The 15,164-nt window shown below is 58.0% G+C and carries 15 protein-coding genes and 1 other annotated feature; of the genes, 7 read left to right on the top strand and 8 right to left on the bottom strand.

Going from position 1 to position 15,164, the window contains the following annotated elements; translation table 11 throughout:
• From VGC33_RS13300 to VGC33_RS13275, 6 genes are all read left to right on the top strand, one after another.
• A partial coding sequence (locus tag VGC33_RS13300; RefSeq protein WP_331121243.1) for a hypothetical protein occupies positions 1 to 1,539 on the top strand: 1,539 nt, incomplete at its 5' end.
• 76 nt (positions 1,540 to 1,615) lie between these two features.
• Positions 1,616 to 2,542 (top strand): glycosyltransferase family 2 protein, encoded by a 927-nt coding sequence (locus VGC33_RS13295; RefSeq protein WP_331121242.1) that lies wholly within the window; start codon positions 1,616 to 1,618, stop codon positions 2,540 to 2,542.
• Between the two features lie 14 nt (positions 2,543 to 2,556).
• Positions 2,557 to 3,387 carry a glycosyltransferase gene (locus tag VGC33_RS13290; RefSeq protein ID WP_331121241.1) on the top strand — a complete coding sequence of 277 codons (831 nt, stop codon included), beginning with the start codon at positions 2,557 to 2,559 and terminating at the stop codon, positions 3,385 to 3,387.
• Between the two features lie 174 nt (positions 3,388 to 3,561).
• Entirely contained in the window at positions 3,562 to 4,968 is a 1,407-nt protein-coding gene (gnd, locus tag VGC33_RS13285) for an NADP-dependent phosphogluconate dehydrogenase (protein ID WP_331121240.1), read from the top strand.
• A 249-nt stretch (positions 4,969 to 5,217) separates the two neighbouring features.
• Positions 5,218 to 5,619 (top strand): hypothetical protein, encoded by a 402-nt coding sequence (locus VGC33_RS13280; protein WP_331121239.1) that lies wholly within the window; start codon positions 5,218 to 5,220, stop codon positions 5,617 to 5,619.
• A gap of 274 nt (positions 5,620 to 5,893) precedes the next feature.
• Entirely contained in the window at positions 5,894 to 6,514 is a 621-nt protein-coding gene (locus VGC33_RS13275; RefSeq protein WP_331121238.1) for a hypothetical protein, read from the top strand.
• Positions 6,515 to 6,691: 177 nt separating this feature from the next.
• Here the strand turns inward: VGC33_RS13275 and hisIE are convergent, their stop codons facing one another.
• The 8 genes from hisIE to hisG are packed head-to-tail and all read right to left on the bottom strand — an operon-like array spanning position 6,692 to position 13,848.
• The gene (gene hisIE / locus VGC33_RS13270; RefSeq protein ID WP_331121245.1) at positions 6,692 to 7,321 is read right to left on the bottom strand and encodes a bifunctional phosphoribosyl-AMP cyclohydrolase/phosphoribosyl-ATP diphosphatase HisIE; all 630 of its coding nucleotides are present in this window, start codon (positions 7,319 to 7,321) and stop codon (positions 6,692 to 6,694) included.
• A 14-nt stretch (positions 7,322 to 7,335) separates the two neighbouring features.
• On the bottom strand, positions 7,336 to 8,112 hold the full coding sequence (gene hisF / locus VGC33_RS13265; RefSeq protein ID WP_331121237.1) for an imidazole glycerol phosphate synthase subunit HisF: 777 nt from the start codon (positions 8,110 to 8,112) through the stop codon (positions 7,336 to 7,338).
• On the bottom strand, positions 8,094 to 8,834 hold the full coding sequence (gene hisA, locus VGC33_RS13260; protein ID WP_331121236.1) for a 1-(5-phosphoribosyl)-5-[(5-phosphoribosylamino)methylideneamino]imidazole-4-carboxamide isomerase: 741 nt from the start codon (positions 8,832 to 8,834) through the stop codon (positions 8,094 to 8,096). The genes hisF and hisA overlap by 19 nt, the downstream gene beginning before the upstream one ends.
• Before the next feature lie 3 nt (positions 8,835 to 8,837).
• Complete coding sequence (gene hisH, locus VGC33_RS13255; RefSeq protein ID WP_331121235.1) at positions 8,838 to 9,428, bottom strand: imidazole glycerol phosphate synthase subunit HisH; 591 nt, start codon at positions 9,426 to 9,428, stop codon at positions 8,838 to 8,840.
• Complete coding sequence (gene hisB, locus VGC33_RS13250; protein WP_331121234.1) at positions 9,428 to 10,495, bottom strand: bifunctional histidinol-phosphatase/imidazoleglycerol-phosphate dehydratase HisB; 1,068 nt, start codon at positions 10,493 to 10,495, stop codon at positions 9,428 to 9,430. Before hisB ends, hisH begins: the two co-directional genes overlap by 1 nt.
• Positions 10,492 to 11,583: a histidinol-phosphate transaminase gene (gene hisC / locus VGC33_RS13245; RefSeq protein ID WP_331121233.1), complete on the bottom strand. Its 1,092-nt coding sequence runs from the start codon at positions 11,581 to 11,583 to the stop codon at positions 10,492 to 10,494. Before hisC ends, hisB begins: the two co-directional genes overlap by 4 nt.
• Entirely contained in the window at positions 11,583 to 12,941 is a 1,359-nt protein-coding gene (gene hisD, locus VGC33_RS13240) for a histidinol dehydrogenase (protein WP_331121232.1), read from the bottom strand. The genes hisC and hisD overlap by 1 nt, the downstream gene beginning before the upstream one ends.
• 7 nt (positions 12,942 to 12,948) lie before the next feature.
• Positions 12,949 to 13,848: an ATP phosphoribosyltransferase gene (gene hisG / locus VGC33_RS13235; protein ID WP_331121244.1), complete on the bottom strand. Its 900-nt coding sequence runs from the start codon at positions 13,846 to 13,848 to the stop codon at positions 12,949 to 12,951.
• A 35-nt stretch (positions 13,849 to 13,883) separates the two neighbouring features.
• Positions 13,884 to 14,004, bottom strand: a sequence feature (His leader region).
• A gap of 306 nt (positions 14,005 to 14,310) precedes the next feature.
• On the opposite strand from hisG, the gene VGC33_RS13230 reads away from it, so the two are divergent.
• Positions 14,311 to 15,159 (top strand): SDR family oxidoreductase, encoded by an 849-nt coding sequence (locus tag VGC33_RS13230; RefSeq protein ID WP_331121231.1) that lies wholly within the window; start codon positions 14,311 to 14,313, stop codon positions 15,157 to 15,159.
• Positions 15,160 to 15,164 lie beyond the last annotated feature (5 nt).

Genomic DNA, 15,164 nt, shown 5'->3' with positions numbered 1-15,164 from the left:
TTCAACGCCACGCCGGAGCTTTGCGCTACGCTGATGCGGGCCGAATATGACCTGGAAAAGGCGCTGGTCATGCCTAACGATGAGCTGTTCACGATATTTAAGGCACTGATCGAGCAGGGCAAGACCGTGGTGATCACCTCGGATATGTATTTCGGCGAAGCGTTTTTTAACGAGGTGTTGCTGAAGTATCATATCCAGGACGTACCCTTATTTATCTCCGCCGATCGCAACGCCACCAAGCGGGATGCCGGGGAATTGTTTGATCTGATCGTCGATACCTATGGCGTCGCGCCTCAGGACATCCTGCATATCGGCGATAATTATCTGGCTGATGTTCAGCGTCCGCGCGAAAAAAAGCTGGCCGCGTTTCATTATCAGCCGAGTCCCGCGCCGGCGGAGAAAAAGTCATTGCCGTTGATGGGCTCGCTGGCGGCCGGCATGCTTAATACCGTCAGCGCGGGTAAAATTCCGGCAAATTCATTTCAGGAACTGGGCTTTAAATATCAGGCCACCGCGACCTTGGGTTTCCTGTCATGGATTGCCGAGCAAAGCCAGGCGGACGCGGTGGATCATGTGCTGTTTGTTTCGCGGGACGGGTATATCCCTGAACGGGTGGCGCGGCGTTATTTCAGCGCCAGACTGCCGTCGTTTTGCTATTTTATGGGATCGCGCATTGCCTTTAACCTGGCGGCGATCGATGAAGAGAATTTCGATCAGAATATTGCGTTCTTAATGTCGGGATCCGACGGTCTGGCGCCCGGCGAATTATTGGAGCGCATCGGCATGGAACCGCCGCAGCAGTCGGTTTTGACGGATCTGGGCTTTGCGCCCGGCGTCAAGATCGGCCCGGAAAATCATGCGTTGGTCATGAAATTCCTCAGCGCCTATCGCGGGGAAATCCTGAAGATTTGCCAACGCAACCGCCGTGGGCTGTTTATCTATCTTAAGAGTATGAATATCAGCGCCGGCAGTAAGGTGGCGCTGGTGGACGTCGGCTGGAGCGGCACCACCCAGGAGGCCTTTGAGCTGGCGGTGGCGAAGCTGATGGATGTAAGTGTGGTGGGCTACTATTTTTGTCTGGCCAATACGCTTGAGCGCCGGCGCCGCGACCCTCGCCAGGTCATGAAGGCGTTGGTGTCCTCCGCATCGGCCTCGCCCGCGCTGGTGGATAAAATTTATGAAAATCGCGTTGCGGTTGAGCTGTTTTTTTCCGCCCCCCACAATAGCATTATCGGCTATCTGCCTCACGGCCTGCGGGTAACCACCGTCGGCGATCCCGGCCGGGCGCGGGTTAAGGATCACAGCGCGCTTATCAATTTGCTCAACGACGGCGTTGATGTTTTTGTCGACGATTATTTCCGCTTGCAGCAGCGGCTGGGGCTGGTGGTCAGCCCCATGCAGCAGGCGCAGCCGTTGATTGATCTGGTGACCGGCGACCTGTGGCGCAGCGACGAACATTTTACTATCATAGAAAACTTTGATTCCTGGGGATCGACCCGTAACCAGACCATGAAATTTGCCGATTATTTCAAGCATTGATTCCAATGACCTCCAGGCTGTCGACGATGAGCCGGGGCTTTATGCCCTGGATCTTTTTTTTAATCAGTGGAAATAAATGAATAAGCAATGCGCGTCAGTGGCTATCCTGCTGGCAAGCCGGAACGGCGCGGCCTATCTGCAGCAGCAGCTGGATTCCTTTAGCCGGCAGGACCACCGGCCCTGGCGGCTTTGGGTGTCCGATGACGGCTCAACCGATGACACCGTGGCGCGGGTGGCGGCGTTTATTGCCAGGCCGGACGTGGACGGCAGGCTGCTGCAAGGGCCGGGGACCGGCCTGTGCGATAATTTTATGTCGCTTATCGGCCATGACGCCCTCCGGGCCGACTATTACGCCTTTGCCGATCAGGATGATATCTGGGTAGATGACAAGCTCGGCCGGGCGGTACGGTGGCTTGACACCACCGACCCCGGGCTGCCGGCGCTGTATTGTTCCCGTACGCAACTGATTGACGGCGCGGGCAACCCGATCGGCTATTCTCCGCTCTATACCCGGCAACCGTCGTTTGGCAATGCCCTGCTGCAAAATATCGCCAGCGGCAATACCATGGTGTTTAACCAGCGCGCCCGCGAGCTGTTGGCGAAAATCCGGCCGGTAAAACCGGTTATCCATGATTGGACGCTGTACCAACTGGTGACCGGCTGCGGCGGCCGGGTGGAGTATGATGCCAAGCCTACGGTATTGTATCGCCAGCACGGCGATAACGTGATCGGCAACAGCATGGAGCCGCTGCGGCGGTTGCGTAATTTTCTTTATGCCCATGGCGGGCGCACGGCGCGCTGGAATGATATCAACATCGCCGTGCTGTCGCATCTGTACGGCGAACTGACGCCGGCGGCGAAAGACAGCCTTGAGGCTTTTCGCGCCATCCGTAATAATAATGTGTTCAAACGCCTGAAATTAATGCGACAATCCGGCATCCATCATCAGCAATTGTTGGGCAGTATCAGCACATTAACGTATGTTCTGCTTAATAAAATTTAGAATTGGTGCAATCAGTGAAAATCATAGCTTCACTGGTGCTTTTCAAGCATCGGTATCAAGACATCAAGCAGACGTTAACCTCGTTGTTCGAGGAGCTAAGCGTAACCAAAGTGGTTATTGTTGATAATGGTACTCATTGTGATTGGCTCAACGACTTTTCCCATGAAAAGCTGGATGTGATTCGGCTGCCTGAGAACAAGGGTTTCGGCGCCGGTCATAATACCGTTTTTGAACGCTACGGCCACACCGCGCCGTTTATCCTGATTTGCAATCCGGATATCGTGTTTGCCCGTGGGGAAATCGATAAGCTGTATCAGTTCAGCCTGAGCCGGGGGGTGGGCTTGTCCATCCCCAGAGTGGTCTACCCGGACGGTAGCCTGCAGCATGGCTGTAAACTGTTGCCGGGACCTTACCAGCTGTTTATGCGCCGGTTCCTGTCCAGCTCCGCTAGTGCGGTAAACAATGATTACGAACTGCGCCTGGCCGACTACAGCAAACCTTTTTTCGCCCCTTCGCTGTCCGGCTGTTTTATGCTCATCAGCCGCGAGGTGCTGCGCGATGTCCACGGCTTTGATCCGCGGTTTTTTATGTACCTGGAGGATGTGGATCTGTCGCGCAGGGTGAGCTGTTCGCAGCATATCGTCAGCTACTGCCCGGATTCGCTGGTGGTTCATGAATCCCAGCGCCGCTCTTATGTGGATCTGCGCTTTATGCTATACCATATCGTTTCGGCCATCCGCTATTTTAATAAATGGGGCTGGTTTCTGGACCGTCAGCGCAAGCGGCTTAACCGGCGCTGTCTCGACAAGCTGCCGCTGGCGGCGCCCGATAGCCTGACGAATTGACGTCGCCGCGCCGAATGCCGCGAAATCGTGCGGTTAACGGGCCTATCGCACCAATCACTACCCGCGGGACAGCAAGCTGGGTTAACATATCATCCACATTTTATACCCTGTCGGCCGGCGTGCGGCCGCAGGTGGTTCATACTTAAGACTCATACTTCAGACAGGAGTTGCTTAATGTCCACACAACAGATTGGCGTAGTCGGTATGGCGGTGATGGGGCGTAATCTGGCGCTGAACATCGAAAGCCGTGGTTACAGCGTGTCCATCTTCAACCGTTCGCGCGAAAAGACGGAAGAAGTCATCGCGGAAAATGCCGATAAGAATCTGGTGCCTTATTACAGCCTGGAAGAATTTGTCAATTCACTGGAAAAACCCCGGCGCATCCTGCTGATGGTGAAAGCCGGCGAAGGCACCGATAAAACCATCGACTCGCTGAAACCCTATCTGGAAAAGGGCGATATCCTGATCGACGGCGGCAATACCTTCTATCGCGATACCATTCGCCGCAACCGTGAACTGTCGGCCGAAGGCTTCAACTTTATCGGCACCGGCGTTTCCGGTGGCGAGGAGGGCGCGCTGAAAGGGCCGTCCATCATGCCCGGCGGACAGAAAGCCGCTTACGACCTGGTGGCCCCGATACTTGAGAAAATCGCCGCCCGCGCCGAAGGCGAAGCCTGCGTGGCCTATATTGGTCCTGATGGCGCCGGCCATTATGTCAAGATGGTGCATAACGGCATCGAGTATGGCGATATGCAGCTGATCTCGGAAGCCTATTCGCTGCTGAAAAATGCGCTGAACCTGAGCAATGACGAATTGGCGGCCACCTTCAGCGAATGGAATAAGGGCGAGCTGAACAGCTATCTTATCGATATCACCAAGGACATCTTTACCAAGAAAGATGAGGAAGGGAAATACCTGGTCGACGTCATCCTCGATGAAGCCGCCAATAAAGGCACCGGTAAATGGACCAGCCAGAGCTCGCTGGATTTGGGCGAGCCGCTAAGCCTGATAACCGAGTCGGTGTTTGCCCGTTATCTGTCGTCGCTTAAAGATCAGCGCGTTGCCGCGTCAAAAGTATTGTCCGGTCCCGCGCAGCAGGTCTTCAGCGGTGATAAAAAGGAATTCAGCGAGAAAGTGCGCCGGGCGCTTTACCTGGGTAAAATCGTGTCTTATGCTCAGGGATTTTCGCAGCTGAAAGCCGCGTCGCAGGAAAACGACTGGAACCTGAACTACGGCGAGATCGCCAAGATCTTCCGCGCCGGCTGTATTATCCGCGCGCAGTTCCTGCAGAAGATCACCGATGCCTACGCGGATAACGCCGACATCGCCAACCTGCTGCTGGCGCCTTACTTCAAAAAGGTCGCCGACGATTATCAGCAGGCGTTGCGCGACGTGGTGGCCTATGCGGTCCAGCACGGCATTCCGACCCCGACCCTGTCCGCCGCCATCGCCTATTACGACAGCTACCGCTCGGCGGTGCTGCCGGCTAACCTTATCCAGGCGCAGCGCGATTATTTCGGCGCACATACCTACAAGCGTACCGACAAGGAAGGCGTGTTCCATACCGAATGGCTGGAATAACCGCCTATTGCCTGGCGCGCGGCTATTCATGGCCTTAAGCGCATGCATTTTGCACGTAACCTCACCGCTTGGGCAACCAGGCGGTTTTTTTTAGTCAATACCTTAATGCTTTTGCAATCGTACGGCTAAAGCGGATGAAAAAAATGATGATGTTCACGATACTGCTGCCCTTTGGAAAAAGCGTGGGGTTTAAACCACGTCAGTGAAATAATTATCGTGCTTTATCTTTTTTATCACCAGGAGCTGTAGATGTTCAATTTGCTAGGTTGCTTCGGCATTAAAACCGCCGTTACGCCAAAGAGTCATGCCGGTAATTCCCATGGGACAACCAAGACGGAATGGCGCTATGAAAACTTTTCCGTGTCGAATAGTACTGATTGTCCCAAACAAGCCGTGCGGCGCGATGTGAAAAAGGGGCCGTCGCGGCGTTACGTGCCTGTCGCGCACACTAAGGTTTTTATGACTGTCACGTCCGGTAGGCTTGGTAGGCCTGAATGTCTTTCCGCACCGGCGCGTAACGGCAGGGGACTGAATCCTGTTTCATCTTGTGGCACAGCCGAACGGTATCGCCGGCGGCTGTCCCTCGGCAGCGGGCCGGAGGAGCAAATTTTTCTGGCGGTATTCCAACGCTTATTGAATGGCCCTACCTGATAACGCGCCTTATGACACATTGGCTGAGAGTTTAAAAAAGCTATTCGGCTACTAGAAAGTGAGTTATGTGATGATTGATATTTTAATATAACAACTTCATTATAATAAATGTATTTAAATGGCGACGTTCAGGTGGATTATTATTTTATTTGACTGTCGTTCCCCAACACGCAATAATTCGGCTATTAGCAGTTTAAGTACCGATAATAAGCGTTTTCAATTACTATTAGTAAAGTTTACTGGTTTCACTTATATAAATTAAAAGGAAATTAATATGAATGTTGAATCTATTCCCGTTATTACCATGACGCCTTCCGCCAGCGCTTCCACGCCTGCCGATAACACCGGTTTCCTGACATCACTTCGCGACAGGCTTATCGGTGTCGCCAATGACTCTTCACAGCCGTTGCCCCCCGGCCTGCTTGAGCGCATCGATAGCAGCCAGGCAACAGGCAAGATCGATATGGCATTAACTAATGATATTTCTGCATATTTAACGTCGGTACAAAATAAGCGCTCAGATGACAGCACCAAGTCTAATTCCCCTATTGAGGATAATACCGGCGATAAACCCATGGACACAACGCCGAATGCCAGTATCTTGCAAAAAGTGATGAGCGAAAAAGATCGTGTTATCGATCGGGCTAAAAAGCTTGATGATAAGAAAATAAAACAGGAAGCCGGGCGAATTATTGAACAGCTTAAGGCGTTTAATGAGAGAACGTTATCGCGGGAAATCAACCGAATTGGCGAACAGTTAAGTCAGCTTGATGAAAGGAAACTAAAGCGGGAAGCCGAACGAGTGAAAAAGGATGTTGAAAATTTTTGCAAAAAAACCGAAGAGGTAGTTAATAAAATAGACAGGGAAATCAATCGTTTTTTAAAAAAATGGTAATAGCGTTTAAGCTTAATGCTTACCGCCTTGCATCTTTCTACAGGTGATATTGTCGTGTCCGGCAGTGAATATTCAGTCACCACCATAGGGGTGACTGAAATAGTCAATTTAAGGAAAAAGACCCTGTGCCCCCAAGCGCACCAGGCCCGCGCCATCGCCGGTTTGCTCGCTGAAGGGCTACTGATGCCGTTCGCGCAGCCGGCCGATAACCCGGCTTAAATCCAGGTCTTGATCCTGCAGCAGGACCAGCAGGTGATATACCAAGTCCGCCGCCTCGTTGGTCAGCTCCTCGCGGTCGTGTACCGTGGCCGCCAGGGCGGTTTCCACGCCTTCCTCGCCGACCTTCTGGGCGATGCGCTTGGTGCCGCTGGCGTACAGTCGGGCGGTGTAGGAGCTTTCCGGGTCGGCGGTTTTCCTTTGCGCCAGCAGGGTTTCCAGGTTATGCAGGAAACCCCAGTCGGTGGCGGCCGGATAAAAACAGCTGCCGGCGCCGGTGTGGCAGGTGGGACCGTCGGGATTGGCCAGGATCAGCAGGGTGTCATGATCGCAGTCCGGGTAAATGCCCACCACATGCAAAAAATTGCCCGAGGTTTCCCCCTTGGTCCACAGCCGTTGTTTGCCGCGGGAAAAAAAGGTCACCTTGCCGGTGTCTTCGGTCGCCTGTAGCGCCTGCGGATTCATATACCCCATCATCAATACTTCACCGGAAATGGCGTGCTGGACAATGGCGGGCATCATGTGATGGGTTTTGTCCCAGTCCAGCAGATTGCGCTGTTCCTGGGTCAGCCGTGTGGCCGAGGGTGACATGGACTGCTGTGCCGTTAACATAATCTGATCTCTACTCCCTGTTGGGCGAGAAAGGTTTTTAACTCGCCAATATTAATAATCTGTTTATGAAATACCGTGGCGGCCAGCGCGCCGTCCACGTCGGCGTCGCGAAACGCCTCCAGGAAATGTTCGGGGGTGCCCGCGCCGCCGGAGGCAATCAGCGGCACGTGGCACAGCTCGCGTATCAGCTTGAGTTGTATAAGATCATAGCCGTTGCGCACGCCGTCCTGGTTCATCATATTGAGCACAATTTCGCCGGCGCCGCGTTTTTGCGCTTCCACCACCCAGTCGGGGGTTTCCCATTGGGTCACCCGGGTGCGGGATTCGTCGCCGGTGTACTGATTGACCAGGTAGCGGCCGGTAGCCGGATCATGCCAGGTGTCGACGCCTACCACAATGCACTGCACGCCGAACCGGTCCGCCAGGCGGCTTATCAGCCCGGGGTCCGCCAGCGCCGGCGAGTTGATGGAGATTTTGTCAGCGCCGAACGACAGGATGCGCGCCGCCTGTTCCAGCGTCTTGATGCCGCCGGCCACGCAAAACGGGATATCGATCACCTCCGCCACCCGTTCCACCCAGCTCTGGTCCACCACCCGGTCGTCCGACGAGGCGGTGATATCGTAAAACACCAGCTCGTCCGCGCCTTCTTCGGCATAACGCCGGGCCAGCGGCACGATATCGCCGATAATTTCATGGTTGCGGAACTGTACTCCTTTCACCACCTGCCCATCGCGCACATCCAGGCAGGGTATTATGCGTTTTGCCAGCATGCGATAGCCTCCTCAACGGTAAATTTGTCTTCCAGCAGCGCGCGGCCGACAATCACGCCCTGCACGCCGCTGCCGCGCAGCCGCGCAATATCCTCCAGGCAGCCGATGCCGCCGGAGGACTGGAAGGCGATAGCGGGCCAGGCGCGACAGATATCCTGGTAAAGCGCCACGTTCGAGCCGCCCAGGGTGCCGTCGCGGGAAATATCGGTGCACAGCACATGCTTGAGGCCCACGGATTGAAACTCGCCGATTGCCTGCTCAAGCGTCATGCCGGAGTTTTCCTGCCAGCCGCTGACCGCCACCTCGCGCTGTCCGTCGCGGTCGATACGCACGTCGAGGGCCAATACCAGGGCATCGGGACCAAAGCGCTCAAACCAGCGCTGTACTTCCTGCGGCTGGCGGATGGCGGTGGAGCCCACCACGACCCGGGTGGCGCCGGCGTCAAGCAGCGCCGCCACGTCCTGCGCGCTGCGGATGCCGCCGCCAATCTGCACCGGCGTGGCCCCTATGCCCGCCAGCAGGGTTTTCAGCAAGGGGATTTGGCGGGCGGCGGGGTCTTTGGCGCCGGTAAGATCCACCAGATGCAACAGCTGCGCGCCCTGCCTGACGTACTCCTGCAGGCGGCCGAGGGGATCGCCGCCGTATTGGCGCTGCCGGCCGTAATCGCCCTGATGCAGCCGCACCACTTCGCCGTTTATTAAATCCAATGCGGGAATGATCACCGTTTACATCTCCAGAAAATTTTTCAGCAGTTGAGCGCCCGCGGCGCCGGAGCGTTCAGGATGGAACTGTACGCCGAAAAAGTTATCCTGCTCAACCGACGCGGTAAAGGGCTCGCCATAGTGGGTCTGGGCAATGGTGGCGGCGCATAGGGGCATGGCGTAGCCGTGGACGAAATAAAAATAGCTGCCGTCGTCGATACCGCGAAACAGCCGGCTGTCATGGTGGGGATGTACCTGGTTCCAGCCCATATGGGGCAGGGGCAGGCCGAAATCAGTCATTTTATCCACCGTGACGTCGATAATGCCCAGCGTCTCGATGCCGCCGTTCTCGGCGCTTTCCCGGCCCAGGAGCTGCATGCCCAGGCAAATGCCCAACACCGGCTGGGTACAGGCTTTCACCAGGTCGATAAGGTTGCGATCGCGCAGTTGGTCCATCGCCGCCCGGGCGGTGCCGACGCCCGGCAGGAACAGCTTGTCGGCGTGCAGCACGATATCGGTATCGCGGCTGACCACCGGCTGGTAGCCCAGGCGCCGCACCGCGGCGGTGACCGAGAACAGGTTGGCGCAGCCGGTATCGAGGATCACGACGTTCATCACAGCACTCCTTTCGAACTGGGCAGGGTGTTGCCTTGTACCCGGATAGCCTGGCGCAGCGTGCGGCCGAACACCTTGAACAGGCTTTCGACCCGGTGATGATCGTTTTTGCCCTTGGTTTTCAGGTGCAGGGTGCAGGCCATGGCGTAGGACAGCGAGCGGAAAAAGTGCTCGACCATTTCGGTGCTTAAATCACCGACGCGCTGATAAGTATACTCCGCTTTATATTCCAGGTGCGGGCGGCCGGAAATATCCAGCGCGCAGCGCGCCAGGCATTCGTCCATCGGCAACATGTAACCGAAACGGCCGATGCCGCGCTTATCGCCCAGCGCCTGGTTAATCGCCTCGCCGAGCGCCAGCGCGGTATCCTCCACCGTGTGGTGATCGTCGATATACAAGTCGCCCTTGACCTCGATATTCATGCGAAAGCCGCCGTGGGTGGCGATCTGGTCCAGCATATGGTCGAAGAAGCCGACGCCGGTATTGATTTTGCTGCCTCCCTCGCGATCCAGCCAGACCTGCACGTCTATGGCCGTTTCCTTGGTGACGCGGTTGACGTGGGCATGGCGATCGCGGCGGGTTAGCAGGTCGGCGATTGCCTGCCAGCCCAGGGTCTCCGGCTGGTAACGCAGCCCGTTGATGCCCATATTATGCGCAAGCTTGATATCGGTTTCCCGATCGCCAATCACGTAGCTGTTGGCGTGGTCGATGCGTCCCTCTTCCAGGTAGCGGGTGACCATGCCGGTGAGCGGTTTGCGGCAATCGCAGCCGTCGGACGGCAAATGCGGGCAAATCAGCACTTCATCAAACGTGATGCCCTGGGAGCTGAATATGTGCATCATCAGGTTATGCGGCGGGTCAAAATCCGCCTGGGGAAAGCTGGCGGTGCCCAGGCCATCCTGGTTGGTGATCATCACCAGGCGAAAGCCGGCCTTTTGCAGCGCCAGCAGGGCGGGGATCACATCCGGCTCCAGGGCCAGCTTATCCAGGCGGTCGACCTGGAAATCCTGCGGCGGTTCGCTTATCAAGGTTCCGTCGCGATCGATAAACAGCAGTTTTTGGCTCACATGGCCTCCTTGCGGGCGGAATCAGCCGGGCTTGCCAGCGCGCGCAGGGCGTTTACCACCCGTTCGGCCTCGTCGCGCGTGCCGATGGTAATGCGCAGACAGTCCCGCAGGCCGGGCTGGGCGCTTTGGTCGCGCAGGATAATGCCCTGGTCCCACAATGCCCTGAAGGCGTTGCTTGCCGGGTCGAACCGCGCCAGCAGGTAATTGGCGGCGCTGGGATAGACTTCCCGCACGCAGTCGCACGCCGCCAGGGCCGCCGCCAGCCATTGGCGGGTGGCGTTAATCTCAGCCACCCGCGCGCGCATCAGCGCCAAACCCTCGGCGCCGAGCGCCTGTTCGGCGATATCCGCCACCGGCTGCGACAGGGGGTAGGGGGCGATCACCTTCAAGAGTAGCTGGATAACCTGCTCGTCGGCCAGGGCGAAGCCGCAGCGCAGTCCCGCCAGGGCAAACGCCTTGGACAGGGTGCGCAGGATGACCAGATGCGGATAATCGGCCAGCCAGCCGGCAAGCGTTGCCTGCGGGCAGAATTCGATATAGGCCTCATCGGCCACCACCAGCGCGCGTCCCCGGGTCAGCTCCAGCAGGCGCTTGATGTCCTGCGGGCGGATAACGTTGCCGGTGGGATTGTTGGGGCTGCATATGTAAACCAGCTTGACGCCGTCGAGACGCGCCTCGATGGCCGTCATATCCAGCTGCCAGTCGTCCCGCGCCGGTACGGTGAAGCGCGCCACGCCGAAGGTTTCGGCGCTGACGCTGTACATGCCGTAGGTGGGCGGGCAAAACAGGATGGCGTCCTGCCCAGGCTCGCAAAACGCGCGGATCAGCAGTTCGATGGCTTCATCGGCGCCGCGGCAGGCCAGCACCTGTTCCGGTCGCAGGCCGGCGTAGGCGGCGTAATTATTAATCACCCCCTCCGGCTGGCAGGCGGGATAACGGTTGAGGTTGCCGGGACGCGCTTCAATGGTCGGGGGCAGCGGATATTCATTGGCGTTGAGCCAGACATCCCCTTTGCCGCCGAGGCGGCGCGCCGATTGGTAAGGCTCGAGCGCCAGCACATTGGCGCGCGCCAGTTGGCTGATGGACATTATTGCTCCTTATCGGCCGTTAACGGCGCGTGGGTTGATGAGGCGGGCCGGGCCTGGTTGAGCGCGGCGACGCGCAGCGTAACGGCGTTTTTATGGGCGGTGAGCTGCTCCGCCTGCGCCAGGATTTCGATGGTGGGAGCCAGCGCCAGCAGACCCTGCGGCGTCAGTTCCTGCACCGTCATGCGTTTTTGAAAGTCCGCCAGTCCAAGGCTTGAATAGGTATTGGTGTAGCCATAGGTCGGCAGGACATGATTGGTGCCGGAGGCGTAGTCGCCGGCGGATTCCGGCGACCAGTCGCCCAGGAACACCGAACCGGCGTTGGTGATGTCGTCCACCAGGCTTTCGGCGTCACGGGTCTGGATAATCAAATGTTCCGGCCCGTAGCGGTTGCTGATGGCCACGCACTGGGCCAGGTCGCGGGTGACGATCAGGCGGCTGGCGCTGAGCGCCTGGCGGGCGATGGCGGCGCGTGACAGCAGAGCGAGCTGCGCCTCGGTTTCCCGCGCCACGGCTTCGGCGACGGCCGCGTCGGGGGTGAGCAGGATCACCTGGGAATCCGGTCCGTGCTCCGCCTGCGAGAGCAGGTCGGCGGCGATAAACGCCGGGGTGGCGGCGCTGTCGGCAATCACCAGGACTTCCGAGGGCCCGGCGGGCATATCAATGGCGGCCCCGCCCGCGCGCTGGCTTATCTGGCGTTTGGCCTCGGTAACCCAGGCATTGCCGGGGCCGAAGATTTTATCCACCTTTGGGATTGATTCGCTGCCGAATCCCATGGCGGCGATGGCCTGCGCGCCGCCCACCTGGAACACGTCCGCTACGCCGCACAGTTGCGCCGCGTACAGGATTTCATCGGCAATCGGCGGCGGCGAGCATAAAATAACCCGCTTACAGCCGGCGATGCGCGCAGGCGTCGCCAGCATGAGCACCGTCGAGGGCAGCGGCGCGGATCCGCCGGGAATATACAGGCCCACCGACGCCACCGGGCGGGTAAGCTGGCGGCAACGCACGCCGGGCTGGGTTTCCACATCCACCGGCGGTAGCCGCTGGGCGCGATGGAAACAGTCGATATTGGCCACCGCCGTCGCCATGGCCTGTTTTACCTCGGGCGACAGGCGATCGGCGGCCTGGCGGATCGCCTGTTCGCTGACGCGTAACTGCGCCGTGGCGATATGGTCGAACTTCAGGTTATAGGCTTTGATGGCCTGGTCGCCGCCCTGGCGAACGCCGTCGATAATCTCGCCAACGGCGCTGCTGATGCGATCGGAGGCCGCCACCGCGGGCCGGGCCAGCAACGCGGCCTGCTGGCCGGCGGAACAGTCGTCCCAGCGAACCGGCGTGGAAAAAGGGGAAGTGGTCATCGGCCGCTTACTCCATCATCTTTTCAATCGGCAGCACCAGGATAGAACTGGCGCCGAGGGCTTTCAGGTTTTCCATGGTTTCCCAGAACAGGGTTTCACTGCTGACCATATGCATGGCGACGCGGTGCTTATCGCCGGCCAGGGGCAGAATGGTGGGACGCTCGGCGCCCGGCAGCAGAGCCACGATATCGTCCAGGCGTTCGGTGGGCGCGTGCAGCATGATGTATTTGGATTCGCGCGCCTGGATAACCCCCTGGATGCGGATCATCAGCTTATCGATCAACGCCTGTTTGGCCGGGGGAAGTTCGCTATTGCTTTGGATCAGGCAGGCCTTGGAGCGGTAGATCACCTCCACTTCTCGCAGGCCGTTGGCCTCAAGGGTCGCGCCGGTGGAGACCAAATCGCAAATGGCGTCCGCCAGGCCGGCGCGGGGTGCGACTTCCACCGAACCGTTGAGCAGGCATGACTTAAAGTTGATGCCGAGTTTATCCAGGTATTGCTTGAGCAGATGCGGATAGGAGGTGGCGATGCGTTTGCCTTGCAGGCATTGCGGACCGGTGAAGGGTTCATCCAGGGGCAGGGCCAGCGACAGGCGGCAGCCGCCGAAATCCAGGCGCCGCAGCATGTAATAATGAGGGTCCTCGCCCTGGGCGCGGCGGTTAAGCAATTCTTCCTCCAGCACATTTTCGCCGATAATGCCCAGATCCACCACCCCGTCCATCACCAGGCCGGGAATATCGTCATCGCGCACGCGCATGATATCGATGGGCATATTTTCCGCAAAGGCCAGCAGGCGCTGCTGCTGCAAATTGATTTTAATGCCGCAATGCTCCAGCAGCTTCTGTGTGTCGGTGCTCAGCCTGCCTGACTTTTGCATTGCTATCCGTAACCGTGATTTGTCCAAAATACCGTCCTCTGCCTGAATCAAAATTTGTTAAGTCCAAAAAAAAACCCTCGGAAGATATCTTCCGAGGGCTCTCTCTTACATTCTGCGCCACTGGAAGATATGATGTCTTCCAGCACCAAACGCCTGAAAGACTAGTCAGGATGATGGTGATGATGGTGGTTAAACAGAACGTTGTTCATCATAATTTCCGTGGTGATCGGGTTGAACGGTCTGGGCCGTATCTCTGTTGTACAGCAGGCGTTATAAATAAAACACGTACTATTACAGAAGTAGCAAATACCGTAGTAGCATGGCAATGGAACTTGCCTTTGAATAAAACTAACGATCTTTAGTGCCGAATGCAACTATTTTCTGCGCGACGCGGGCCGTGCGGGCCACGCGGGTCATCATGCGCAATATCATGCGGAACAAAGCGTGCAGGGGGCAAGCCTTAAGCTACCAGGCGCCAAAGGGAGAAGGAATATGAAAAAAATCGCCATTGTCGGTTTAGGCTGGCTGGGAATGCCGCTGGCGTTAGCGCTGCTAGCCAGGGGGTATCGGGTCGTCGGCAGTAAAACCACGCCGGACGGCGTCGAGGCGGCGCGGATGTGCGGAGTGGAGTGCTATCCGCTGGTGCTGACGCCGGAAATCGACGCCGGGCAGGACGACCTGGCGGCGCTGTTCCAGGTGGACGCGCTGGTGATTACCCTGCCGGCGGGCCGCACGATGGCGCGCGCCGACGAGTATTTCCTGGCGGTGCAGCAGGTGGTGGACAGCGCCCTGGCGTTTGCCGTGCCGCGTATTATCTTTACCAGCTCCACCTCGGTGTATGGCGACGCGGCAGGCCTGCTGCGCGAGGACAGCGCGCTGGCGCCGGCGACGCCCGCGGGCAAGTGCCTGATGGAGCTGGAGCGCTGGCTGCATCGCCTGCCCAATACCTCGGTGGATATTCTGCGTCTTGCCGGGCTGGTGGGGCCGAGTCGCCATCCCGGCCGGTTCCTGGCGGGCAAGACCGCGCTGCCGGGCGGGTCGCACGGCGTTAACCTGGTGCACCAGTCGGATGTCATCGCCGCCATCGAACTGCTGCTCAAGCTGCCTAAAGGCGGGCATATTTACAATATCTGCGCGCCGGGCCATCCGGCCAAGCGCGAGTATTACCCGGCCAGGGCCAGGGAGCTTGCATTGACCCCGCCTGAATACCTGGACGACCAGGCCGGTGACGGCAAGGCGCGCGATACCGGTAAAATCATTGATGGCAGCCTGATTTGCCGTGAGCTGGGGTTTGAGTACCTGTATCCCGATCCGGCGCTGATGCCGATGCGCCTGTCATGACGCGC

It is taken from the genome of Acerihabitans sp., assembly GCF_036398755.1.
In the GTDB taxonomy this organism is placed as follows: Bacteria; Pseudomonadota; Gammaproteobacteria; order Enterobacterales; family Enterobacteriaceae; genus Acerihabitans.
This window is presented reverse-complemented; position numbering and strand designations above follow the sequence as displayed.

Bases quoted from the DNA above. Each gene is read 5' to 3' on its own strand.
- VGC33_RS13280 (WP_331121239.1), top strand. From the start codon at position 5,218: ATGTTCAATTTGCTAGGTTGCTTCGGCATTAAAACCGCCGTTACGCCA.
- VGC33_RS13295 (WP_331121242.1), top strand. From the start codon at position 1,616: ATGAATAAGCAATGCGCGTCAGTGGCTATCCTGCTGGCAAGCCGGAAC.
- VGC33_RS13275 (WP_331121238.1), top strand. From the start codon at position 5,894: ATGAATGTTGAATCTATTCCCGTTATTACCATGACGCCTTCCGCCAGC.
- hisC (WP_331121233.1), bottom strand. From the start codon at position 11,583: ATGTCCATCAGCCAACTGGCGCGCGCCAATGTGCTGGCGCTCGAGCCT.
- gnd (WP_331121240.1), top strand. From the start codon at position 3,562: ATGTCCACACAACAGATTGGCGTAGTCGGTATGGCGGTGATGGGGCGT.
- hisIE (WP_331121245.1), bottom strand. From the start codon at position 7,321: ATGTCACCCTCGGCCACACGGCTGACCCAGGAACAGCGCAATCTGCTG.
- hisH (WP_331121235.1), bottom strand. From the start codon at position 9,428: ATGAACGTCGTGATCCTCGATACCGGCTGCGCCAACCTGTTCTCGGTC.
- VGC33_RS13230 (WP_331121231.1), top strand. From the start codon at position 14,311: ATGAAAAAAATCGCCATTGTCGGTTTAGGCTGGCTGGGAATGCCGCTG.
- hisD (WP_331121232.1), bottom strand. From the start codon at position 12,941: ATGACCACTTCCCCTTTTTCCACGCCGGTTCGCTGGGACGACTGTTCC.
- hisF (WP_331121237.1), bottom strand. From the start codon at position 8,112: ATGCTGGCAAAACGCATAATACCCTGCCTGGATGTGCGCGATGGGCAG.